This is a genomic window from Streptomyces sp. NPDC057280 (assembly GCF_042668605.1).
Lineage (GTDB): Bacteria > Actinomycetota > Actinomycetes > Streptomycetales > Streptomycetaceae > Streptomyces.
In genome coordinates this window covers 53,910-76,599 of record NZ_JBHUYR010000011.1, presented here as the reverse complement: position 1 = coordinate 76,599, position 22,690 = coordinate 53,910, and the positions used below count along the sequence as shown (strand labels likewise).

The following is a 22,690-nucleotide window of genomic DNA, read 5'->3' as shown; positions in this document are numbered from 1 at the left end:
ATGGCCACCACCCTCGCCGCGGACCGTCCGCGGCTGTGGGCGCCCGCCCGGCACCGTTCCTTCCGCCTGCTGTGGACGGGGCAGGCGCTCTCCCTGCTCGGTGACGGGTTCAGCGTCGTCGCCTTCTCCTGGATCACCCTGAGCCTGACCGGGTCCACCCTCACCCTCGGCTACGTCCTGGCCTTCCAGGCCGTACCCCGCGCGCTGCTCACCCTGGTGGGAGGCACCCTCGGCGACACCTGGTCCACCCGCACCCTGATGGTCGCCTCCAGCTGGACCCGCGCCGTGCTGATGGCCGCGGTCGGCGCCGCCGGACTCACCGGGCACCTGACGGTGTGGATGCTGTGCGCGGCGGCGGCCGCCTTCGGAGCCGTCGACGCGTTCTTCCAGCCCGCCCGTGTCTCCATCCTGCCGTCGGTGGTCGAGAAGGACCTGCTCGCCCCGGCCAACGCCCTGCTGGGGGCCGGCGCGCGCACGGCGGCGATCGTGGGCCCCGCCGTCGGCGGTGTCGTGATCGCGCTGACGCAGGCGCCGGTCGCCTTCCTCGTCGACGCGGTCTGCTTCGCCCTGTGCGGCCTGTGCGTGGCCCGCATCCGCACGCGCCCGCGGCCCGCCAGGAGCGCCCCTGCCGAGTCGGGACCATCCCTCGGCGCGCGGATCCGGGAGGGCGTCACCTTCACCCTGCGCGACCCGCGCCTGCGCACCATCGTCGCCCTCGACACCGCGGTCAACTTCTGTTACGCGGGCCCCTTCACGGTCGGTTTCGCCACCCTCGCCGACCAGGTGCTGCGCGGCGGGTCGGCCACGCTCGGCGTCCTCAACGGCACCCTGGCCGGGGGAGCGGTGCTCGGCACCCTCGTCGGCGGCGCCGTGGGCGGACGGCCCCGCGTCGGTCTTCTGGTGGCCGCCCTCGCCGGCTGGCTGGGCGCGGGCATGGCCGTGCTCGGTCTGGCGCAGAGCACCCCGGTCGTGATCGCGACCGTCCTGGCCATGGGCTTCGCCATCGGCTACCAGGGCGTCTTCGGGCTGAGCTGGATCCAGCGCAACATCCCGCAGGACGTACTGACCCGGGTGGTCTCCGTCGACATGGTCCTCGGTTACGCCGCTGCCCCGCTGTCACTGATCCTGTGCGGCGCCCTGGCCGGGACCAGCCACCTGGCCTTGTTCGGCGTGGTGGCCGTGGTGCTGGCCGGCACCGGGCTCGCGGTGCTCGGTTCACGGGCGGTGCGGGAGATGCGCTGAGCGCCGGCCCACCGTTCAGCCGGAGCGCAGAGCGGCCGATCGCGCGCACAGATCCGCGCGGTTGGCCGCTCCCGTCTTGGTGATGAGACTGGCGATGTGCTTCTCCGCGGTCCGGGGCGAGATGAACAGCCGGTCGGCTATGTCCTTGTTGCTCAGACGCTCCGCGAGCAGCCGGAACACGTCGAACTCCCGGACGGTCACTCCCTGGGTGCGCAACTGCTCCGGAATGCCGCTGGTGCCGGTGCGGTGCTGGTGCACCGGGGCGCCCAGGCGGCGCAGGCCTGCCCGGCAGGCGCCGGTGACGGCGGCGATGTCCCGTTCGTGGAAGTAGTGTTCGGCACGCCGCAGCCAGCCCACCGGATCCCCCCAGTCGTCCTGGTGAGCGGCGTCCGCGATCAGCCGCAGCCCCAGTTGCTGAGCCAGCGGATACGGCTCGGCCACGGCCAGGGCCCGGTCCACGGCGCCCGTCGCGTCCGCCCCGGCTCCGTCCCGGCCCAGCAGGACGGCCTCGGCGAGGTCGACGAACTGCCGGTTCCAGCGCATGCGGGCCATGGCGGTCGCCTTGATCTCCGCGTGCCGGGCCCGGTCGGCGTGACCGTCCAGCACGTCCAGCAGGAGCAGCAGGCCGTGGGTGCCGCTGAGGTGGTAGGTGGAGGGGTTGTCCGCCTCGAGCGCCTTGACCGCCGCCAACTCCGTGCGCGCCAGGTCCCGGTTCTCCTCCAGCAGGGCGCAGAAGGCCCGCGCCAGGCCCAGGCAGAGGGGTTCCTCCTGGGAACCGGCGCCGTCCCACTCGGTGAAGGCCGCCAGCGCCGCTTCCATCGCGGGCCGGTCCCCGCGATGGGCCTCCAGCGTGGCCTGCGCCATCAGCACGTAGCGCACGGCCGGGGCCAGGCGCAGGCGGCGGACGACGGCCAGGCATTCGGCGGCGGCCGAGCGTGCGGCGCTGTCCTCGCCGCGCAGCACGGCGTCGAGGACGAGGATGCCGTCGACGGTGTGCACGATGTTCACCGAGCCCAGCCGCAGCGCCTCCTGGCGGGCCGTCAGCAGCCCCGCGGTGTCGCCCTCGGCGAGCCAGGCGTTGCCGCCCATGCGGGTGGCCGCGTACATGCGCTGCAACGGCAGCCGGTGGCGTTCGGCGGCGGACTGGGCCTGGGCGAGCATGGCCGCCGATTCCTGCGGGTCGCGTTCGCGGGCCACGGTGGCGAGCAGTTCCCAGGCTTGGCAGGCGACGACGGGCAGTTGGTGGCGTTCGGCGGCGTCGGCGGCGGAGCGCGCCAGTTTCTCGGCGTGCTGGGTGCGGTCCGGGCCGGGGGTGTCCAGGGCGAGGTAGGCCGCGGTGACGTCCACGGCCGCCGCGGTGGCTTCGTCGGGGGCGGCGGCCAGGACTTCGCGGGCGCGGACGATCTGCCGGTTGCCGTCGCTCCACCGGCCCGCCGTGTGGGCGACCTTGGCCAGCCGTGCGTGCAGTGTCGCCAGGCGCTGGGCGCTCAGGCCGGCGCCGCCGAGGGCGTGCAGGTCGTCCACCAGGTCGAAGGCGCGAGCGAAGTCGCCTGCTTCGGCGAGGGCGGGCAGCAGGTTCTCCAGGACCGAGGCCCGCGCCTGGGGGTCGTCGGCGTCGGCGAGCAGGGACTCGGCACGGCTGAGGAGGGTCACGGCGGAGTTCAGTGCGCCCGCGGCCAGGGCGCGTCCGCCGGCGTCGGCGTACAGGAGCCCGGCCTCGACCCGGTCGCCGGCCTCGCAGCGCAGGCCGGCGGCCAGCGCGCACCAGTCGCCTTCCAGCGCGGGGTGGAGTTCTTCCACCGCCTGTGCGCCCCGGCGGGCCAGCTCCGCCCGCTGGCCCGGTGTCATCTGGGTGAACAGGGCTTCGAGGGTGGGGGAGTGGCGGAAGGAGTACCAGTCGGGGGCGGGTTCGTCGGGCACGACCAGCCGGGCGGCGACGCCGGCGTGCAGGTGGCCGAGCAGGGCCCGGTCGTCGACGCCGGTCATGTGCTGCAGGACGGAGAGCGGGAAGCGGCGGCCCAGGACCGCGGCGGCGGACAGGAGGGTCAGGCCCTGGGCGCCGAGCCGGTCGATGCGGCGCAGGATGCCGCGGGCGAGTGTTGAGGAAACGTCACGGCGCAGGTCGCCGACGGCGCGCCAGCCGCCGGGGCCCTGCACCAGGGTGCCCGAACCGATCATCGACTGCAGCAGTTCCTCGACGAGGTAGGGGCTGCCCGAGCTGTCCTCCCACAGCCTGCTGAGCACTTCGGCGGGCACGTCGTCGGGGCTGTCCGCGCCGAGCTGGGCGGCGATCACCTGGTGCACCTGCGGCTGGGACAGCGGCGGCAGTTCGATCACGGTGGCGGCGCCGCGGCGCCGCGCGGACTGGGCGAGGTCGAGGGCGTCGCTGATGTCGGTGCGCACGGTGGCCACCAGCACGATGGGCGTGTACGCCAGGTTGTCGACCAGGTACTCCAGGACGCCGAGCGTCTCGGGGTCGGCGTCGTGGAGATCCTCCAGGAGCAGTAACTGGCCCTGGCCGCGGCCGGCGGCGATGAGCAGGCGCAGCACGGCCTCACCGAGGATGACCATGGAGCTGCTGTCGCGTTCCCCGGTGTCCCAGTCCGGGATCAGCCGGCCCAGGACCGGCCGGTAGGGGCCGAGGGCGAGGTCGTCCATGGGGTCGCCGCCGCGGAACAGCGACATCAGCGCCTCGGTCAGCGGCCGGAACGGTACGGCGGGGCCCGTGGTGCTGCTGCGGCCGCGCAGCACGCGCATTCCGGAGCCCAGGGCTTCGCCCACGGCTTCCGCGGCGAGACGGGACTTGCCGACTCCGGCCTCGCCGACCAGGAAGAGGACGCTGCCCATGCCCTGCCTCGCGTCGGCCATGGCGCGTTCGAGCTGGGTGAGTTGGGAGTCCCGCCCGACCAGGGAAGGCGTATGGGAACGCATGAACGCTGATGTTAGTCGGCGGAATGGGGCGGGGGCAGATGGCGCCCTGGTCGCGATCACCTTCTGGCGTGCCGCGGGTACGGGCCGGGAGGCTGGAGCGTGCGGGCGAGGGGGCAGGGGCGGGAACGCGGCGGCGGGGGGCCGCCCCCGCCGGGCCCCCCCCCCCCCCCCCACCCCGGGCCCGCGCCCGGGAGCGGGGTGGGGGGGGCGAGGTGTCCAGGGTGCTCAGCGTGATGACGATGCCGCTGGTGAGGACCATGCCGGCCAGCACGCGGGCGCGGGCGCAGGCGCGGTTGCGGCCGGAGAGGGTGATGCCGCCCGCGGTGTCCTGCTCGGTGCGCGCGGTCTCGGCGGAGTCGGCGGCGGTGAACTCGGCGGTGTCGGCGGCGACGAGGTGCTTGTCCATGACGGTGGTCCCTTCTGGTGTCCCGTGCGGGGCGCACGGGGTGGGAGGTGGGAGGAGCCGTTGTGCTGACGAGCGGAGGTGCGGGTGGGTCAGTGGGCGGGATGGTGCAGGAGCAGGGCCGACGGGACGGTGCTCGGGTCGGCCAGGCGCAGCAGTCCGTAGCCGATGCCGGCCAGGCCGGTCATCAGTGCGGGGGTGGGAACGTGGTCGGGGGTGGCGCAGCGGTGGCCCTGGGCCTCGACGAGGGCGAGGACGTGGCCGCTGTGCCGTCCCAGGGCCGAGCGGGCTGCGGTGTCGCCCTGTCCGGCGAGGATGGCCAGGGCCTCCAGCCGGCCGAGGGCGCCCTGGGTGAGGCTGAGGTCGGGGCCGGTGGGGGCGTCCGCGAGCCGGGCGGTGGTCTCCGGGAGACCGGCGGCGGCCTTTCCGGCCAGTCCGTGCGACCAGGAGAGGTCCGCTTCGCCGTGACTGTGCGGCGTGGCGTCGAGCAGGGCGCGGGCTGCGGCTTCGACGCCGGCGGCGCGCTCGGGCCGGTGGTGGGCCCAGCGCCGCAGCGCCCACACGATTCCGGCGGTGCCGTCGGCGAGACCGGCGGTGGCCGGGAGGTGGTCGTCCGCCGCTGCCGTGGGCAGCAGGCTCGCGATCCGGTCGGCCAGGCGCAGGGCCGCCGGATCACCGGTGGCCTCGTAGGCGGCGAGTGCGGCGGCCAGTGCCCCGGCCCGGCCCTGGGCCAGCCCGGGGTCGGGGCACGCGGCTGCGGCGTGGCCGAGTGCGGTCAGCGCGTCCGGCAGGCAGGCCCGCAGGCCCTCGTCGAGGATCTGGGCCAGGCGGACCAGGGTGTATACGATCCCGCCGAGCCCGTCGTAGGCGCCGGGTCCGGCCGCCGCGCTCAGTTCGGGGTCCTCGGCGAGCGCCTTGAGGAGGGCGGGGAGCGGGCGGACCGCCTCACGGGCTGCCGTGCCGTAGCGCCCGGAGCCGGTGAGTGCCTCGGTGTGGGCCAGGAAGAGCGCGACCCCGCAGTAGCCCTGGGCCAGGCCCGCCCCCATGGGCAGGACGGCCCAGTGGGGTCCCGACACCCGTTCCAGCCCGATCCAGTTGGCGCGCGAGCCGTCCCGTACCGCGCGGGCGGTGATCTCGTCGGCGATCCCGCACGCGGCGGCCAGCAGGCGGGACGGCTCGGGTGCCGCCGGTGGCACGGGGGTGGGGGCCAGTTCCGAACGGGGGCGATCGAGCGGTGAGTTCGCGCCGCGTACCGCGAGGGTGGCCGAGATGATCCATTCCTGGTCGTGGCAGTCGACCTCGTCCATGCGGCCGAGCTTGTCGCGCACCGCCGTCGCGGCGGCCACCGGAAGCACGTCGGGCAGCGGGGTGCCGTCATCGGCCCGGACCTCGGTGCCGGTGGGCCGGTGGGTGAAGAAGGGGATGTCGCCGCGCCAAAGGGCCGCGGTCTCGTGCTCGGTGAGACGCTCGCGCGCCGTGTCGTGCGCGGACTCCGTCCACAGCACCGCGAACACCCCTTCCCGGGCCAGCGCGTCGCCCAGCAGCGCGGGGTGGGTGGACTCCTCCAGGAGGGTGGCGTACAGCCGGGTCGCGCGGGCGATCAGCCGGGCCGGGCGCTCCGCCCACCGGGCCAACGGGCCCTGGGCGTCGAGCAGTTCGCCGCGGTGGGCGGCGATCGCCGCGTAAGCGGTGCGGAATCCGCCCAGCAGGGCCGCTGTGTGGTCGGCGCCGGTGAGGGAGGTGCCGTGGGGGAGCGGGTGGTTCTGGGCGGCGGGGCTGGGCAGCGGGCCGCGTACCGCCCGCATCGTGTCCCGGCCGCTGTCCTCCCAGCGCAGGCCCTCGCTGGGGAAGGTGCCGTCGGTGTCCCGGCCGAGCGCGGAGATGTCCAGGGCGCCGTGCTCACCGATGAGCAGGTGGGGGAGCAGGCAGGTGCGGTGGACGGAGGCGGCCAGGGCGTCCGCGGCCGGGTCGGTGCCCGCCGTGAGGGCCTGCCTCAGACCGGTGTGCAGCAGCGTCTCGGCGTCCACCAGGACCGGCTGGTCGCCGTGGGCGATGACGTTCTCGTAGTGCATGTCGGCGCCGTCCACCGCGTACAGCAGGGCCAGCAGGGCCCCTTGGCGGCGGTAGAAGGCGTCGGTCTCGGTGACCGAGGTGCACCAGCGGTGCTCGATGAACTCCAGCCAGCCGTAGGTGTCGCGGCGCAGCGTGCGCGGGGTGCGCAGGCCCAGCCCGGGCACCTTGGCGTTGAGCCAGGCGACCAGGTGGTCGAGGAGGGCGTGCTGGTCGAGCGGGCGGGGCTTGTGGACGAGCCGGCTGCCGTCGGCGAAGTGCAGGACGGCCACGGACCGGTTGCCCTGGTGGGCGTCGCCGCGGCCGAGATCGACGCGGACGAGGCGGCCCGGCGTGCGGCCGTCGAGGAGGGTGGCGGCCAGGGCGGAGCGGTCGGCCTGGAAGCGGGCGGCCAGCTCGGCGGCGGCCTGCGTCGCGTCCAGGGCGGTCCGGGTGAGCATCCGGGCCAGCACCGGGTAGTCGGCGAAGAGCTCCGACAGCCCGCGGCGGGTGCCGATGGCCGCGGTGAAGGAGACGAACCGCTCGCGCGGACCGGCCCCCGCCAGGCGCCCGGCGCTCCGGGCGGCGTGCAGTTCCCGGACCAGGGTGCGGGCGGCCTGCCGGACCAGCTGCCGGGTCAGGCGTTCGGTGAATCCGTCCCGCCACACGGTGGCTTCGGTCTCCGGGACGTCGTCCATCAGCGCGGCGAGGCGGGCGGCGGCTGTGGCGACCAGCGGCCTGACGACCGGGGCGAAGGCGTCCGGGCCCTCGCCGCCGGCCTCGACCTCGGTGAGATCGTCGGGTGCGGCGGCCAGCACCTCCTCCGCGAAGGACGCCCAGTCGGGCTTGGCGGTCCGCCGGGCGAGGCGTTCGGCGGGCTCGGCGGCCAGCGCCGCCGCGGTGGCGCCGTCCACGCCCAGGCGGTCCAGCCGCAGGGCGAAGCCCTCCGCGTCGCCGACGGCCCAGGGCAGCGGCCCGTGGGCGGCGGTGGCGGAGGCCGCTCCGGGAAGCCCGGGGGCGGCGAGCCGCTCCGTGAGGGTCAGCGCCGGGGCCCACCAGGTGGCGGGCAGTCCGGCGCTCCGGGGAGTCGGGAGGCTGGCGGTGTCGGTCACGAGAAGAAGGTCGCAGACCCCCTACGGCCCCCACATGGGTAACCGTCCCCCATATTCTCCCCACCCCTCTCCGCACCGGTGGGGGTATGGGGGACGCGGCACGGAAACCGCAGGTGGCAGGCGTGCTCCGGCAGAGGTGCGGCAGGGTCGGGGATGGGGGTGCGGCCGGGTCCGACTGGGGTGGGGGGTCCTGGGTGGGGGTGGGTACCCCCCATGACCCCCATGCCGGGCGCCGTTGCGCCTGCGCCGCGTGCCGCCGGGCCCGCTGAGCGGCCGGGGACGTGCACGCCTGCCCGGTGTCCCCGGGGTGCGGGGTGTGGCCGGGGCGCAAATGTGGGGTCCCGCTACCGATGCCCCGGCGCTGGTGCGCACGGCAGGGTGTGGGCAAGTCCCCACGCCAGATTGCCCGCGCAGCCTCAGGCCGGGCGCACGACCTTCCAAGGAGCAGCAGATGGGAGCACCCGTACCTGTCAGTGTGGTCGCACTCGACCCGGTGCTGGAGGCAGGCATCCGCGCGACCCTGCTCGTCCGGCCCGAACTGACCGTGTGCGAGCCCGCGGACGCGCGGGTCGCCGTCCTCACCGTGGACCGGCTCGGTCCGGCCGAGCTCGACATGGTGCGTGCCACCCGCACCCAGACCCACCGCCCCGCCGTCGTCCTGGTGGCGGGCCTCCTCGCTGCCGGGGACGTGCTGCACGCTCTGGCCGCCGGTGCCCGCGGCCTGCTGCTGCGCCGCGAGGCCGACGCCGCCCGGCTGGCCCACGCGGTGCTGGCCGCGGCGCGGGACGACTGCACCCTGCCGCCCGGCCTGCTGGAGGAGCTCCTGGATCAACCGGACGCGTCCGTGCGGGGCGCAGGGGGGTGGAGCGAGGGCATGCTGTCCGACCGGGAGCGTTCCGTGCTGCGCCTGGTGGCCGAGGGGCACGAGACGGCCGAGATCGCCCAGCGGCTGGCGTATTCGCCGCGCACCGTGACCACCGTCGTGCACGACATCACCCAGCGCTTCCGGCTGCGCAACCGCGCGCACGCGGTCGCCTACGCCCTGCGGGCGGGCCTGCTGTGACCGCCACCCTGACCGCGCCGCCCGCCGCCGGCGCCGTGACCGCGGCTGTGACGGTGCCGCCCGCGGATTCGGCTGTCGCGGTGCGCCTCGTGCCGGGCCCGGGCGCGGAACGGGTCAGGGCGCTGGCCGAACGCGCCGGACTGCGGTGCGCCGCGGACGCGTACGGGTCCGCGGGGACGGTCACGGTGATCGTCGCCGCCGATGCGGGCCGGGCGCTGCGCGCGCCGCGCACGCGCGGGCCGGTGCTGTTCGTCTGCGACACCGTCAGCCCACACGACCGCCGACGGGCCCTGCGGGCCGGCGCCGTCGTCATCGGCGCCGCCGAACTGACCGAGGACAGTCTCCTGAAGGCCGTCCTGCGGGCCGCGCACCCTCATCCGAGCATCCCCTACCCGGAGTTGACCGGCATGCTCAGCACCGGCAACCGCCCCGACGCGGCGCCGGCCACCCGCACGCCCGCCCTGACCGCGCGGCAGACCGAGGTGCTGCGTCTGATGGCCGAGGGACACGGCAACGCCGACATCGCCCTGCTGCTGGGCTGCTCCGAACACACCGTCAAGAACGTCATCTACGAACTCATGACCCGGCTTCAGGCCCGCAACCGCGCGCACGCGGTCGCCCACGCCGTACGCCACGGCCTGGTCTGAGTCCTGGAAGCACCCGTCCACGACGCGGGGCGCGGGCCTGCACGGACCTGATGCCGACGGCATCGAGGTCCGGCCCGTCGCCCCGCGCGCTCGTACGTGGCGTCGTGGGAGAGGGGCCGCTCAGGCCGGCGGCAGCCGACGCGGCTCGATCCGCTCCTCCACGGCACGGCCGTCCTCCCGCCGTACCAGGTACGCCGCCTTCCCCGGCAACTCCGCGACCGCCCCCACGAGTTCCGTGCCCCGGTAGACCAGCCCCACCCCGTCATCGGTGCAGTGCGCCTCGGAGAAGGTGCCGTCGGCGACCAGGCGGTGGATCAGCGGGCGGCGGCCCTCGTCGGAGTCGTAGTGCACGCCGTTGCCGTAGGGGAGCAGAGCGAGTCCGTCGGTGACCGGGCGCAGTTCGGGGCCGAAGGAGTCGGTGGTGCCGCCCTGGAACCAGCAGATCGAGCCCGCGCTGACGCCGGCGAGCACCACTCCCGCCCGCCAGGCGCGCCGCATGATGTCGTCCACGGCGTGCACCCGCCAGACGGCGAGCAGGTTGGCGACCGATCCGCCGCCCACCCACACCACGTCGTGGTCGAGCACCGTGGCCTCGATGTCCTCGACGTTGGGCATGGGGAACAAGTGCAGCGGCGTGAGGTCGTAACCCGCCACCCGGGCCGCCTCGGCGACCCGCGCCGCGACCAGCTCGGAGTCTCCCGCGGCGGTGCCGACGTGGAGGATGCGCGGACGCCTGCCGTGCACGCCGGAGAGATCGACCGCGTGGTGGACCAGCGCGTCGAAGAGCACCCGTGTGCGACGGCCGGGGCGAGCACCGCCGGAGGTGGCCACGATGGTGGGTTCGGGTGCTGTCACGCGCGTGATCGTATACCGGTCGACCCGGCGGAAAACGTGGCCGAAAGGTGAAGGCCGCGCGCAGGTCGGGCGTCCCGGGACGCAATGCCGGCAGCGCGGCGGGGACCGGTACTCGAAGCGGTCCCCGCCGCGCTGCGCGGTGCGGGTTCAGCAGGTGCGCAGGCCCACGGCGGCCGCATAGCCGGACGGGACCAGCAGGTCGCGCACCGCCCAGCCCGGGGCCGGGTCGGTGGGCGTCGGGCCGGTGCCCAGGTAGTCGAGCGCGGGGTTGCGGACCAACCCCGTGCCCAGTCCCTTGAGGTAGGCCTCCTTGCGGACCCAGGCACGAGTGAAGGCCGCCGGCCGGCTGTAGGCGGGCAGCCGTGCCAGCTCGTCCGCCTCCGCCCGGTGCAGCGCCGACTGCGCGCTGAGCATGACCTTCACGGTGGCCAGTTCCTCCACGTCGACCCCGACCGGTGCCGGCGCGAGCGCCACCAGCACCAGCCCGCCGCTGTGCGACAGCGAGAAGTGCACCCCAGGTGTGGGCAGCACGGGCCGCCCATGCGGTCCGCCGCAGCCGGCGCACGGTTCGCGCGTCAGCGGCAGGGCATCGGCGCTCACCCCCGTGACGACGCTGAGCACTTCCCGCAGTGCAGCGTGGGCGACCACATAGGCGTCGCGGTCCCGGTCGTGCCGGAAGGCGCGGGCGCGGGCCCGTTCCTCCGCGTCGAGGACCTCGCGGGCCTGCCGGAGGGTCTGCGCGTCCTGCTCCGCGACCCGCGCCAGGTACAGCTCCAGCGGGGCGCGCAGGGTACGGGGCGCGCGTGCGGCCGGCCTGTCGCGCAGCCCCGACAGGTCCAGCACGGCCGGACACAGCCGCTGCGGCAGCGCCACCGGCGAGGCGGGAGCGGCCGGCGGCCCGCACGCGCCGCCGGCCGGCGGGTCGTGCGCCGAGGGACCCGGGAGCCTGCCCGGGAGTTGCTCAGGCATCTGCCTCGGCCAGCCGTCGGCGCAGGCTCAGCGGACGCATGTCCGTCCAGATCTCGCCGATGTGGTCCAAGCACGCCTGCCGGCCGCCGCGCCGCCCCTCCGGGTGCCAGCCCGCGGGCAGATCGCGATCCGCTCGCCAGATCGAGTACTGCTCTTCGTCGTTGCGCACCACGAGGTATTCCTCGTCGGTGTCCGGGCGGACCTCCTCGGCGTCCGCGCCGTTCGCGAAGTCGGGTTGCGTCACGGTGAACCTCCCGCGGGTGATGGGGCCGGCCGCAGGTCACGGCCGACGCCGACAGCGTGCCCGGACGGCGACGGCGGGGGTCAGGGACGAACGCGCCGACCCCATGGCATGTGTTGCTGCCGGATCTTCTCTGTCGGCACACCCCCGCCGCGCGGGACGGTGCTCTGCGGCCGGAGAACCCGGCGAACCCGGGGCGGACCACCGTCCGCCCCGGGGCCGGTCGCTTTTCCGCACCCCCCTTTTCGGAAGGAGCACGCGATGTCGGACGAGCACGCACCTGTCCTGCTGCCGGGCGGAGGATGGCGGCTCTGGGAACAGTTCGCGCTGCGCGGCCCGGGCTTCCCCGCCGACGGCGTGCTGCGCCTGGCCCCGCCCGGACTGGCCGAGGCGGCGGACAAGTTCGGCGCCGACACGCCGCTGTCCGGCCCCGAATGGGACGGCTTCACCGCCGAACTCGCCGCCGCGGCCGTGCAGACCGCCCGCGATCTGCAGGAGGTCGCCGCCCAGCCCCGCTTCCAGGCGGCCCTGGCCTGGCAGAACCCCGCTGTGCTGCGTACGGGCATCGCCCCGTTCCTGCGCTGGAAAGCGGACACCGACGCGCGCAGCAGCATGCCCCGCCAGCGTGAGGAGCTCGTCGCGCACTACTGGCAGCGGTTCTGCGTCAAGAACGACACCATCGGCTTCTTCGGCCCGGTCGGATGGGGCCACTGGGACCTGGAGGCGACAGACGCCGTCTCCAGCAGCCCCGGGAACACCTTCCTGGCCGCCGCGGAGGTCTACTTCTCCGGCTGGGCGATCGACGCGCTGGCGAAGGTGCTGGCCGAGGACGCCGCGCTGATGCGCTGGATCCCCCCGCGCCGCGTCTCCATCGTCCGCGTCGCCGGCACCACCGTCCGGGTGCCCGGACGGCCCGCACAGCCGGTGGGCGAGCGTGCTGCGGCGGTCCTCGAACTGTGCGACGGGACCCGTCCGGTGGCCGAGATCGCCGCCGCGCTCGACCAGCCCGAGGACGACATCGTCGCGCTCGTGCGGGAGCTGGTGCGCAAGCGGTGGGTGCACTGGCGCCTGGAGGTACCGGCGGCCACCCACCCCGACCGTGCCCTGCGCGCCATCGTGGAGCGGGTCCCCGACGCCGCCGCACGCGGCCGTGCGCTCGCCAAGCTCGCCGTTCTGGAAGGCGGGCGCGACGCCGTGCGCGACGCCGGTGACGACGCCGACGCGCTGACCACCGCGATCGGCGCGCTGGAAGCCGACTTCGCCGCCCTCACCGACACCGAGGCCCAGCGCGCCAAGGGCGCCCGCACCGCACCCTGCCGCGGCCTGGTCTACTCCGACACACGCCGCGCGGCCACCGCCACCACGGGGCCGCGCCTGCTCGCCCACCTGGAACCCCTCCAGCTGTGCCTGACCGCCGCCCGCTGGATGACCAACCGCTTCGCCGACGGCATCCGCGCCCGCCTGCGCACCGCCTACGACCGGCTCGCCGCCGACGGCCCCGTCGACCTCGCCACCCTGTGGCTGCACACCCTGCCCTCCCCGCACCCCGAGGCCGGCGACCTCATCGACGCCGTCCAGGGTGAACTGCGCGCCAAGTGGGCCCGCCTGCTCGACATCCCACATGGCGCGCGCCGCGTCCGGCTGACCACCGCCGACCTCGCCGACCGGGTCCGCGAGGAGTTCGACGAGCCCGGCGACGGCTGGTCCCTGGCCCGCTACTTCAGCCCCGACGTGCTCGTCGTCACCGAGGACGAGGCGGCGCTGGCGCGCGGGGACGTGGAGCTGGTCCTGGGGGAGATGCATTGCGCCCTGAACACCATGGGCGCCTCCCTCTTCGTGCACCAGCACCCCGACCGCGACGAACTGATCGCCGAGACCAGCCGCGACTTCCCCGCCCCGCGGCTGCTGCCCATGCTCGCCAAGGAGCTGCCCCTGAAGTGGTCCACCCGCAGCCGCCCCTCGCTCGACCGCGACCAGGACCACTACGTCGCGCTGGTCGACCAGACCGGTGACCCGTACCGGCCGCGCACCGTGCTGAGCGCCGATGTGCCGGTCCAGGACATCGACGGCCGGCTGACCGTGATGCTCCCCGACGGCACCCGCTACGACCTCCTCGACGCGTACGCCAACACCCTCACCCAGCGCGTGATGGACCGCTTCACCCTGCGCCCCGAAGGCGATCACACCCCGCGGATCAGCGTCGACCGCATGATCCTGGCCCGCGAGACCTGGCAACTGCCGGTCGCGGAGGCCGACTTCGCCGACGAGAAGTCGGAGGCCGCGCGCTTCGTCCGGGCCCGCCACTGGCAGCGCCGCCACGACCTGCCGCGCTTCGTGTTCGTCGTCTCCCCGACCGAACCCCGCCCGTTCTACGTCGACTTCGACAGCCCCGTGTACACCACCATCCTCGCCAAGGCCGCCCGCCGCCTCGCCCGACAGGATCCCGGAGCCCGTCTGAAGGTCAGCGAGATGCTGCCCACCCCCGAGCAGGCCTGGCTCACCGACGCCGACGGCCGGCGCTACACCTCCGAACTGCGCTTCGTCGCCGTCGACCAGAGCGTCACGGCCGAGGGGAGCCGGTGATGCGCACCTTCGCCGACGACCTCGCCGCACACGCCGCCCGGCACCCGCAGCGGATCGCCCTGGACACCCCCGAAGGACCGGTGACCTACCGGCAACTCCACGACCGCACCACCGAGCTGACCCGCCTGCTGCGGGCCCGTGGTGTGCGGCAGGAGACCGTCTGCGCGATCGCCGTTGCACACGGCCCGGACGCCGTCGCGGCCATGACCGCCGTCCTGCGCTGCGGCGCGGCCTTCCTCACCCTGGACGTCTCTCAGCCCCACGACCGGCTGGCATCCTTCGTCCGCAGCGCGCACGCCCGCCTGCTGCTGACCACCACCGCAGACGCCGCCCACCTCGACCTCGGGGTCCCCGTCGTCCACCTGGACGCAGCGCCGACCGCGGCCCCCACCGACGACCCTTTGCTCCCGCTCGTCGATCCCCGGGCGCTGGCCTACGTCAGCCACACCTCCGGCAGCACCGGCGAGCCGAGCCCCGTCCTCGTCGAGCACCACGCGCTCGACCGCTATCTGCGCGACACCGCTCGGGCGTTCCGCCTCGGCCCGGACACGGTGGCGCTGCAGATGGCTCCCCTTGGCTATGACGCCTCCATCCGCGACACCTTCACGCCCCTGCTGGCGGGGGGCCGCCTCGTGGTGGTGGAGCGCGCCCGGCTGCTGCGCCCGGCCGAGTTCGCCCGCACCGTGCGCGAGCACCGTGTCACCGCCCTGCTCAGCGTCACCCCGTCGTTCCTCACCCACCTCGCCGGACAGCGAGACCTTCCCGACCCGCTGGCCGGCGTCACGCTCGTCGCGTCCAGCGGCGAGTCCCTGCGCCCCTTCCTCACCGCGGGCGGCCGCTCCCTCGTCCCCGGCCGCCTCGTGAACCAGTACGGCCCGACCGAGTGCACGATGACGACCACCCGCCACGACGTCCCAGCCGATCCCGACCCGGACGGCGACGTCGTCGGACTGCCCCGGCCCGGCACCACGATCCGCGTCCTGGGCCCCGACCTCGCCCCCGTCCCCGACGGCGCCGTGGGCGAGGTGTACATCGGTGGCACCGGCCTCGCCCGCGGCTACGGCGGACTTCCGGCCCGTACCGCCGCCGCGTTCGTCCCCGACCCGTACGGACCGCCCGGCTCCCGCATCTACCGCACCGGTGACCTCGGCCGGTGGACTCCTCAGGGGCTGCGCTACGAAGGCCGCGGCGACCGGCAGATCAAGATCCGCGGCTACCGCGTGGACCCCGCCGAGATCGAGGGAGCCCTGCTGGCCCACCCCGCCGTGAGCGGGGCCGTCGCCACCGCGCACACCGACGACCGCGGCCGCGTCTACCTGGCCGCGCACGTCACCGGGGACGACACGGTGCCGGATGCCGCCCTGCGCGCCCATCTGGCCCGCTGCCTGCCACCCCACCTGATGCCGCGCCGCTTCCACCGCCACGCCACGCTGCCCACCACCCGCGGCGGCAAGGCCGACCGCGGCCGCCTGGGCGCCGGGAGCCCCGCATGAGCGCGACAACCGCCACCGGCCATCGGACCACGTTCCAGGCCCGGCCCGCGGCCACGCGCGTCGCGGATCCCCTGCACGGACCCGCCGCTCTCGCCGCGGCCGCCGCGCGCATCGCCCCGTACGTCGTGCGCACCCCCTTGCTGCCCGGACCGATCACCGCTGCTTGTGGCCCACGCCTGCTGCTGAAGGCCGAACACCGCCAGATCGGCGGCTCGTTCAAGACCCGAGGTGCCGCCAACGCCGTGCTCGCCCTGGCCGCCGACCGCGTCGTCACCGGTTCCTCGGGCAACCACGGCATCGCCCTCGCCCGCATCGCCCGCACCCTGGGCCTGGAACTGACCGTCGTCCTGGCCGCAGGCGCCGCACCCGCCAAGGCCGCCGCCATCCGCGCCCTGGGCGCCCGCACCGTCCAGGTCGGCGGGGGAGTGGCCGAACGCGAGGCCCGCGCCCGGGCACTCGCCGAGACGACCGGCGCCGTCCTCGTCCCCTCGTCCGACCACCCCCTGGTGATCGCCGGCGCGGGGACGGTCGGCACCGAACTCCTCACCGACGCCCCCGAAGCCGAGACGGTCTACGTCCCGGTCGGCGGTGGGGGCCTCCTGGCCGGCGTCTGTCTCGCCGCCACCGCACACCCGGTCCGGGTGGTCGGCGTCGAACCCGCCCGCACCCCCCGCTACGCCCGCTCCCTGGCCGCCGGACACCCCGTCCAGCTGCCCCCGAGCGACACCGTCGCCGACGGTCTGCGCGGCCAGCGGCCCGGACACCACACCTACCCGATCATCCGCGACCGGGTCGACGACCTCATCGCCGTGGGAGAAGCCGAGATCCTTGCCGCGGCAGCCCTGCTGCGCCGCCACGGCATCGACGCCGAACCCAGCGGCGCCGTCGCCCTGGCCGGAGCCCTGCGCGCCGGCCGCCGCGAAACCGCCGTGGCCGTCGTCTCCGGCGGCAACACCGCCGCCCGTCTGCACAACTGCACCGCACCCACCACTGTTCAGGAGGACACGCCATGACCGAGAACACCGCCACCGCCACCAGCACCCTCGACCTGCTCGTCGACATCTTCCGCGACGTCCTGGACTACGCCGACCTCACCGCGGACACCGACTTCTACGAAGCCGGCGGCGACTCCCTGACCGCCTTCCAGATCACCGGCCGTCTCCAGGAGACCCTCGGCTCCGACGACATCCCGGTCTCCCTCGTCTTCGCCTACCCCACCCCGCGCGACCTCGCCGAGGTCGTCGACGCCGACTTCGGTCGCCTCTGAACCGCGGGCACCGTGGCCACGGCCGGACCTCGGCCCTCGCACCTCCATCCGTGCGCGGGCCGGGACCACCGGCCGGGCCGCCGCCGCACCCTCCGCCCACCTCGTCCCGCGCGCGTCAAGGAGTCCCGTCATGACCGAAGACCTCGTCCCGTTCCTCGGCCGCTGGCGCCTGTGGAACCAGTTCGCGCTGCGCGGCCCGGGCTTCCCGGCCGAGGGCGTGCTGAGGCTGGCTCCCCTCGGTCTCGCGGAGGCGGCGGACAAGTTCGCCCCCGACGCCCCGCTGTCCGGACCCGACTGGGAGGCCTTTGCCGGCGAACTGGCCGCGGCGGCCGTGGACACCGCGCACGAACTGCAGGACATCGCCCGCACCCCGGCGTTCCGGCAGGCGCTGGCCTGGCAGAACCGGCCCGTGCTCAGCACGGGCATCGCCCCGTTCCTGCGCTGGAACCCGGACACCGACGCGCGCAGCAGCATGCCCCGCCAGCGTGAGGAGCTCGTCGCGCACTACTGGCAGCGGTTCTGCGTCAAGAACGACACCATCGGCTTCTTCGGCCCGGTCGGCTGGGGCCGCTGGGACCCCGCGGTGCCCGGGGCGCAGGTCGATCCCGGATCCGGACTGATCGCTGACTCCACTGTCTACTGGGCCAGTTGGGGAATCGACGCGCTCGCGAAGATGCTGGACGCCGACCCGCGATCGCGCGACTGGATCGCCCCGAGGCGGGTGCCGTTCGTCGTGGTGAACGGCGACGAGGTGCGCGTACCCGGCAGGCGCCCCACGACGGTGCCCGCCGCGGCGGCGGCGGTCCTCGCTCGCTGCGACGGGGTTCGCACGGCCCGAGACATCGCCGCTGACGTGCCAGGCACCGACGTTCCCGCGACACTGCACGACCTGGTGGCTCGTCGCTGGGTCACCTGGCGGTTGGAGGTCCCGGCCGACACCCACCCGGAACGTGCCCTGCGCTCGTGGCTGTCGAGCATCGGCGACCCTCATCTCAAGCGACGCGGCCTCGCCGCCCTCGACCTGCTGGAAGCAGGCAAGGAGAAGGTGGCCGCTGCCACCGACGAGAACGAACTCCTGTCCGCACTGGGGGAGTTGGAGCGAGATTTCACCGAACTCACCGACACGGCCGCCGTCCGCGAGAAGTCGGCCTCCACCGCCCCCTGCCGTGCACTCGTCTACAGCGACACCCGGCGCTCCGCCACCGCCCGCCTCGGCCCGGCCGTGCTGAAGGCGCTGTCACCCCTGCGCCTCCTGATGGACAGCGCGGGCTGGCTCACCTCTCGGCTTGCCCAGACCGTGGACGCCGAGATCAGGGCGGTCCAGCGGCGACTTGCCGCACACGGCCCGGTCGACCTGGCCTCGTTCTGGTTCGCATGCCTGCCTGTTCTGCACGGCACCGCCCGCACGGCAGCCGGTGAGCTGCAGCAGGAGTTCGCCGCCCGCTGGCAGCGGATCCTCGCAGTGCCCGAAGACCCCCGCAGGGTCAGCCGGCAGACGAGCGACATCGCGGCGGCCGTGCAACGGGAGTTCGACGGCGGCGGAGGCTGGAGCGCCGCCCGCTACCTCAGTCCGGACATCATGATCGCCGCCGACGGTCCCGAGGCAGCCGCCCGCGGCGACCTCACCCTCGTCCTCGGTGAACTCCACCTGGCCGCCAACACCCTGGGCGCCTCGCTCTTCACCCACCAGCATCCCGATGTCGACGAGCTGTTCGCCCACACCGACCAGGATCATCCCGGCCCGCGCCTGCTGCCGCTCATCCCCAAGGAGCACCGCGCCCGCCTCTCCGCCCGCGTCCGCCAGACACTGGTGCGGCCCCAGGACTACCAGATCGCCCTCTCCGACTTCACCGCCGACCCCGCTCGCCCCCGGGCCGTCCGCAGCGCCGACGCCCTCGTCGAGGAGCGCGACGGCAGCCTGGTCGTCCGCCTGCCCGACGGCGCGGTCTTCCCCGCGCTCGACGTCTTCTCGCACGTCCTGACCACGCTGTCCATGGACCTCTTCCGACTGCTGCCACCGGCCGCCCACACCCCCCGTGTCACCCTCGACCGTATGGTGGTCGCCCGCGAGACCTGGCAACTGCCCGCCGCGGACGCCGACTTCGCCGACGACAAGGACGAAGCCCGGCGCTTCGTCCGGGCGCGCCACTGGCGCACCCGGCTCGGCCTGCCCCGCTATGTCTTCGTAATCTCACAGACGGAGTCCCGGCCCTTCTACGTCGACTTCGACAGCCCGGTCTACGTGACGATCCTCGCCAAGGCCCTGCGCCGCCTGGCCCGCAAGGACCCGCAGGGCACGGCCACCTTCACGGAGATGCTCCCGACCCCGGAACAGACCTGGCTCACCGACGACGAAGGACGGCGCTACACATCGGAGTTGCGGTTCGTCGCCTTCGACATGAAGGAAGGGGAGTGAGGTCCGTCGGCCGAGCGGGCCGACACACTGGCCGACGACAGACCGCCAACTGTCCGGTGGCCGGAGCCAACGAAACTCCATCGCAGGGGCGTTGGTCCTTGACCCGCAACTGACCGTGTGGGAAGAATCCGCCGGCGCCCTCGACGCGACCACACAGGCCCAGGTCCTGGACTGAGCGCTGGAGCCCCGGCCCGATTCCGGCTCCAGGGGCCACCAGGGTATCGGGCCGCGACGGTCGTGGAAGGGTCCGGTCACCTGTATCAGCCGCGCCACCCCGAACCCCCGGATCATCTATTCCGGAGTGATCCAATCACCACGAAGATCATTCTGTTGGGAGTTCTTACCTGCGGTTGGAGGCCACAGAGGCCGCGATCAGGGCCGGGCTGTCACCGAGGTCGATCGCGTAGTCCTGGCGTTGCTCGGCCGTCCAGACAGAGTCCCGGCCCTCGGCGAGCGGGACCAGGTGGTCGATGGCCAGAGAGCGGGCGACGGTGAAGTAGGCATCGTCGTAGGCGAGTACCAGTTGCCACCGCTGAGCGCGGAGTTCGCCCCAACCGTCGGGGCGGTGACGGCCTCCTCGATCAGGACCTTGTCGCGAGTGGAGCAGCCGGCGCGGCCGAAGTCGATCCAGTGCCATCACTTGTCCCGGCTGTAGCTGGTGCGGTCCTCCTTTCCGGACGGGCAGAGCCGCGAGGGCGTCGCGTTCGGGCAGCGCAGCCGTGTCGTCGGGCTGGGCGGCGTGCGCGGTGGCGGGGGAGCGCAGGACGGTGAGCGCAGACAGCACAGCGGCGGAAGTGTGCAGGGCGCGAGCGAGGGGCACGAGTGGTGAACCCGTTCGAAGATCACGGACAGGCTGTGATCTTCGTAGCGGAGGCTGTGCCTGCCCTGCGGGAGAACACCACGCGCCTGACTCGTCCGGGCCTCAAACGGCCGCGACGTGGACTTGCATCCGCCACGAACGTGTTCCCGGCGCCAAGCCGTCCGCGTCAGCGTGACACTGCCAACCGGCGTATTGACAGTTCGCCGTGCTCAGGACCAATCCACGGCCCGGCTCAGGATCGGATTACGCCCGGAGCTGTCGCAACCGCGGAGGACCTTGTGAAGGAAGACATTCACATCGGACGCAATCCATCGACGAAGCCGTAAGGGCCGAGGAGCCCGTAGCCCGCGTCGCTCTGGACGACGAGGAATCGTTCGCCTCTGTCTACGACGGAGTCGTGAGTTCGGTGCCGAGGGCGGCCCGTGCCGCTTTCAGGAATCAGCCGCAGTCGGAGGAGATCGCTCAGGAGGTCCTGGTGGAGATGTGGCGCACCGCTCCGCGCTGCCGGCCCGACCGAGGGACGGGCGGCTCCTGGATTCTGGCCCTCGCACGCCGTCGGGCAGTGGATCAGGTCCGGCACGCGGAGGTCGGGGTCGCCCGGGATCGCACAGCCGCCCCCCTGGCGCGCACCCCTGAGTACGCCGGGGTGACCAAGCACGTCGAGGTCTGCCCCGAGCAGGAGCAGGCGCGGCGCTGTCTGCGCACGCTGACCGGGATCCAGCGTCAGGCGGTCATCCTGGCTTGCTGCCGGATACTGACGTACCGCGAGATCGCGGAGACTCTCGGTAATCCTCTGGGAGCTGTCAGAACTCGCCTGCGCGACGGGCGCATCCGGCTGCGCCGACTGCCCAGGGGTGGCCGTATGGCCACCGCCCAACTGCACCGTATGGCCGCCGTCCACGCCCTGTATCCCCCGGCCGTCGAAGAACGCGGCATCTCCGAGCGCCGTCTCGCATGCTGCGAACCGACTGCTCAGCAGAGCGCCGGACTGTGCGCTACCGCCGCGCGTCTGGGACGTGCCGTCGCGGCGGCGCCTCGTAGCGAGCCGCGCGAGCGGGCTCTGCAGCGCATCAACACCGTCCTGCAGGAGTCTCCCGGTGTGCTGGCCGGGCCGTCCGACTCGGCCGTGGGTGTGGGACCGGGGGCTGCCGAGGTAGGCGCTGACGACGGGCCTCGCGGCGACCGCCACTTTCGGAACCACCACCGTATGGCAACAGCAGAGAGCCGAGAGAGCGGTCGATCAGGCCCGCCGGGCCGAGCAGGGGACCTCGCGGGTCGCGGCAGCGTTTGCCACGCCGAAAGCCGAGGCGCACGGCTGACCGAAAGCGCCACGGGCACCGTCGTCATCTCGCACGCCCGCAACCAGGCAGTCTTCCGCACCTCCGATGTGGCGTCTCCGCCTGTGGGGAAGGCCCGCAAGCTGTGGTTCGACGATGGCGGGACCTTGCGTTCCGCCGGTCTCATGAACGGCAGACTCAGCTACCAAGCCGTCCTGATGCGAGGCACCGTGGACGGCCTCTCGGGGATGGGCGTGATTCTCGAACCCGCCGACGGTTCGCAGCAGCCCACAACCACACCGATGACACTCGTGAGCCTCCCCCTCTCAGGGAGGTGCGGCCCTGCCCCGAAACAAGGGGACAAGGCCCGAAGCCGTCGACCCGGACAGTGAATACGTTCCGGCTGGGAGGAAGAGGATGTTCGTAGAAAGAGGGCCAGACGGGCAGGACTCCCAGCACACCGTGCAGCTCGAGAGGTTGCGCATCGCGCGTGAACTGACCACTGCGGTCGCCGGAGTACCGCCCGCCGAGATACCCGATGCACTGTGCCGGGCCTGCGTAAACCTTCTGCCGGAGGTCTCCGGTCTGTCGGCTTCGCTCGCCCTGCCCGAGGTGAACACCAGCATTCTGCTGTTCGCCAGCGACGAGGTCGCCGCACTGCTCGCGGAGGTCCAGTTCACCCTCGGTGAGGGCCCGTGCGAGCAGGCCCTGCGTCTGGGGCATCCGGTGCTGGCTTCGAACCTGACACGCGGCCCGCAATCCCGCCGGTGGCTCCTGTTCGCAGCCCAGGCGGCCAAGGTGGGCGTCGAAGGCGTCGTCTCACTGCCGCTGACCGATCCGGCGGGCCCCCTGGGCACACTGGACCTCTACCGGGAAACCGCGGGCGGCGCGGGTACCGGACTTCTCCGTACGGCGCTGCTGGTTGCCGAGGCGCTGACCGTGACCATCGGCACCCTCGGTCACCCTTCTGGGAACCCGTACGGGGCAGCGGCATGGCTGGAAGGGGCTCACGACGACCGAAAGCAGATCCACCTGGCCAGCGGAATGATCATGGCGCAGTTGGGAGTGGCCCCTCATGAGGCCATGCTCCGCTTGCGAGCCCGGGCTTTCGCCCAGGACCAGACATGCACCGCTGTTGCGCGAGAAATCGTCAACCGTACTGTCGACCTCGCCCATGACTGAACGAGACGGCCCACTGTGGCTCGTCGTAAAGGACGGGAAAGGCCTCGCCTCGACATTGCCGTGATCGCTGCACCGTCATTCGAATCCCACCCCCTGGTGGCGGCCTGCCTGGCAACCGGCGGCTCCGCGCCGAGCACGTC

At 73.8% G+C, this 22,690-nt stretch carries 16 protein-coding genes and 1 pseudogene; 11 read left to right on the top strand and 6 right to left on the bottom strand.

Annotated elements, in window-relative coordinates; translation table 11 throughout:
- Nucleotides 1–1,242 carry an MFS transporter gene (locus ACFUO4_RS39125; protein WP_383494184.1) on the top strand — a complete coding sequence of 414 codons (1,242 nt, stop codon included), beginning with the start codon at nt 1–3 and terminating at the stop codon, nt 1,240–1,242.
- Between the two features lie 15 nt (nt 1,243–1,257).
- Here ACFUO4_RS39125 and ACFUO4_RS39120 read toward each other — a convergent pair whose 3' ends face one another.
- Both ACFUO4_RS39120 and ACFUO4_RS39115 read right to left on the bottom strand, forming a co-directional pair.
- Nucleotides 1,258–4,173: an AAA family ATPase gene (locus ACFUO4_RS39120; protein WP_383494181.1), complete on the bottom strand. Its 2,916-nt coding sequence runs from the start codon at nt 4,171–4,173 to the stop codon at nt 1,258–1,260.
- Nucleotides 4,174–4,668: 495 nt separating this feature from the next.
- The gene (locus ACFUO4_RS39115) at nt 4,669–7,737 is read right to left on the bottom strand and encodes a type 2 lanthipeptide synthetase LanM family protein (protein WP_383494178.1); all 3,069 of its coding nucleotides are present in this window, start codon (nt 7,735–7,737) and stop codon (nt 4,669–4,671) included.
- Nucleotides 7,738–8,188: 451 nt separating this feature from the next.
- Between ACFUO4_RS39115 and ACFUO4_RS39110 the strand changes: the two genes are divergently transcribed.
- Nucleotides 8,189–8,800 (top strand): LuxR C-terminal-related transcriptional regulator, encoded by a 612-nt coding sequence (locus ACFUO4_RS39110; RefSeq protein ID WP_383494175.1) that lies wholly within the window; start codon nt 8,189–8,191, stop codon nt 8,798–8,800.
- Nucleotides 8,797–9,447, top strand: a complete 651-nt coding sequence (locus tag ACFUO4_RS39105; RefSeq protein ID WP_383494172.1) for a response regulator transcription factor — start codon at nt 8,797–8,799, stop codon at nt 9,445–9,447. The genes ACFUO4_RS39110 and ACFUO4_RS39105 overlap by 4 nt, the downstream gene beginning before the upstream one ends.
- 120 nt (nt 9,448–9,567) lie before the next feature.
- Here the strand turns inward: ACFUO4_RS39105 and ACFUO4_RS39100 are convergent, their stop codons facing one another.
- From ACFUO4_RS39100 to ACFUO4_RS39090, 3 genes are all read right to left on the bottom strand, one after another.
- Nucleotides 9,568–10,302: a Type 1 glutamine amidotransferase-like domain-containing protein gene (locus tag ACFUO4_RS39100; protein WP_383494169.1), complete on the bottom strand. Its 735-nt coding sequence runs from the start codon at nt 10,300–10,302 to the stop codon at nt 9,568–9,570.
- Between the two features lie 147 nt (nt 10,303–10,449).
- Complete coding sequence (locus ACFUO4_RS39095; RefSeq protein WP_383494166.1) at nt 10,450–11,271, bottom strand: 4'-phosphopantetheinyl transferase family protein; 822 nt, start codon at nt 11,269–11,271, stop codon at nt 10,450–10,452.
- Nucleotides 11,264–11,515, bottom strand: a complete 252-nt coding sequence (locus tag ACFUO4_RS39090) for an MbtH family protein (protein ID WP_383494163.1) — start codon at nt 11,513–11,515, stop codon at nt 11,264–11,266. The genes ACFUO4_RS39095 and ACFUO4_RS39090 overlap by 8 nt, the downstream gene beginning before the upstream one ends.
- Nucleotides 11,516–11,773: 258 nt before the next feature.
- Between ACFUO4_RS39090 and ACFUO4_RS39085 the strand changes: the two genes are divergently transcribed.
- From ACFUO4_RS39085 to ACFUO4_RS39065, 5 genes are all read left to right on the top strand, one after another.
- Nucleotides 11,774–14,095: a lantibiotic dehydratase gene (locus ACFUO4_RS39085; RefSeq protein ID WP_383494160.1), complete on the top strand. Its 2,322-nt coding sequence runs from the start codon at nt 11,774–11,776 to the stop codon at nt 14,093–14,095.
- Nucleotides 14,095–15,588: an amino acid adenylation domain-containing protein gene (locus ACFUO4_RS39080; protein WP_383494157.1), complete on the top strand. Its 1,494-nt coding sequence runs from the start codon at nt 14,095–14,097 to the stop codon at nt 15,586–15,588. The genes ACFUO4_RS39085 and ACFUO4_RS39080 overlap by 1 nt, the downstream gene beginning before the upstream one ends.
- Nucleotides 15,585–16,601: a threonine/serine dehydratase gene (locus ACFUO4_RS39075; protein ID WP_383494154.1), complete on the top strand. Its 1,017-nt coding sequence runs from the start codon at nt 15,585–15,587 to the stop codon at nt 16,599–16,601. The genes ACFUO4_RS39080 and ACFUO4_RS39075 overlap by 4 nt, the downstream gene beginning before the upstream one ends.
- Nucleotides 16,598–16,855 carry an acyl carrier protein gene (locus tag ACFUO4_RS39070; RefSeq protein ID WP_383494151.1) on the top strand — a complete coding sequence of 86 codons (258 nt, stop codon included), beginning with the start codon at nt 16,598–16,600 and terminating at the stop codon, nt 16,853–16,855. Before ACFUO4_RS39075 ends, ACFUO4_RS39070 begins: the two co-directional genes overlap by 4 nt.
- Nucleotides 16,856–16,985: 130 nt before the next feature.
- Nucleotides 16,986–19,271 (top strand): lantibiotic dehydratase, encoded by a 2,286-nt coding sequence (locus ACFUO4_RS39065; RefSeq protein WP_383494148.1) that lies wholly within the window; start codon nt 16,986–16,988, stop codon nt 19,269–19,271.
- Nucleotides 19,272–19,611: 340 nt separating this feature from the next.
- On the opposite strand, the gene ACFUO4_RS39060 is transcribed toward ACFUO4_RS39065, so the two are convergent.
- Nucleotides 19,612–20,055, bottom strand: coding sequence for a hypothetical protein (locus tag ACFUO4_RS39060; RefSeq protein ID WP_383494145.1), 444 nt, complete (start codon nt 20,053–20,055; stop codon nt 19,612–19,614).
- Nucleotides 20,056–20,369: 314 nt separating this feature from the next.
- Between ACFUO4_RS39060 and ACFUO4_RS39055 the strand changes: the two are divergent.
- The 3 genes and pseudogenes from ACFUO4_RS39055 to ACFUO4_RS39045 form a co-directional block, all read left to right on the top strand.
- Nucleotides 20,370–20,954, top strand: a pseudogene (locus tag ACFUO4_RS39055) (sigma-70 family RNA polymerase sigma factor); the annotation flags it as partial.
- Nucleotides 20,954–21,760, top strand: a complete 807-nt coding sequence (locus ACFUO4_RS39050) for an anti-sigma factor (RefSeq protein WP_383494142.1) — start codon at nt 20,954–20,956, stop codon at nt 21,758–21,760. The pseudogene ACFUO4_RS39055 and the gene ACFUO4_RS39050, both read left to right, overlap by 1 nt.
- Before the next feature lie 70 nt (nt 21,761–21,830).
- Nucleotides 21,831–22,550 (top strand): GAF and ANTAR domain-containing protein, encoded by a 720-nt coding sequence (locus tag ACFUO4_RS39045; RefSeq protein ID WP_383494139.1) that lies wholly within the window; start codon nt 21,831–21,833, stop codon nt 22,548–22,550.
- Nucleotides 22,551–22,690 lie beyond the last annotated feature (140 nt).

Bases quoted from the DNA above. Each gene is read 5' to 3' on its own strand.
- ACFUO4_RS39075 (WP_383494154.1), top strand. From the start codon at position 15,585: ATGAGCGCGACAACCGCCACCGGCCATCGGACCACGTTCCAGGCCCGG.
- ACFUO4_RS39065 (WP_383494148.1), top strand. From the start codon at position 16,986: ATGACCGAAGACCTCGTCCCGTTCCTCGGCCGCTGGCGCCTGTGGAAC.
- ACFUO4_RS39070 (WP_383494151.1), top strand. From the start codon at position 16,598: ATGACCGAGAACACCGCCACCGCCACCAGCACCCTCGACCTGCTCGTC.
- ACFUO4_RS39120 (WP_383494181.1), bottom strand. From the start codon at position 4,173: ATGCGTTCCCATACGCCTTCCCTGGTCGGGCGGGACTCCCAACTCACC.
- ACFUO4_RS39050 (WP_383494142.1), top strand. From the start codon at position 20,954: ATGGCCACCGCCCAACTGCACCGTATGGCCGCCGTCCACGCCCTGTAT.
- ACFUO4_RS39125 (WP_383494184.1), top strand. From the start codon at position 1: ATGGCCACCACCCTCGCCGCGGACCGTCCGCGGCTGTGGGCGCCCGCC.
- ACFUO4_RS39110 (WP_383494175.1), top strand. From the start codon at position 8,189: ATGGGAGCACCCGTACCTGTCAGTGTGGTCGCACTCGACCCGGTGCTG.
- ACFUO4_RS39095 (WP_383494166.1), bottom strand. From the start codon at position 11,271: ATGCCTGAGCAACTCCCGGGCAGGCTCCCGGGTCCCTCGGCGCACGAC.
- ACFUO4_RS39085 (WP_383494160.1), top strand. From the start codon at position 11,774: ATGTCGGACGAGCACGCACCTGTCCTGCTGCCGGGCGGAGGATGGCGG.
- ACFUO4_RS39080 (WP_383494157.1), top strand. From the start codon at position 14,095: ATGCGCACCTTCGCCGACGACCTCGCCGCACACGCCGCCCGGCACCCG.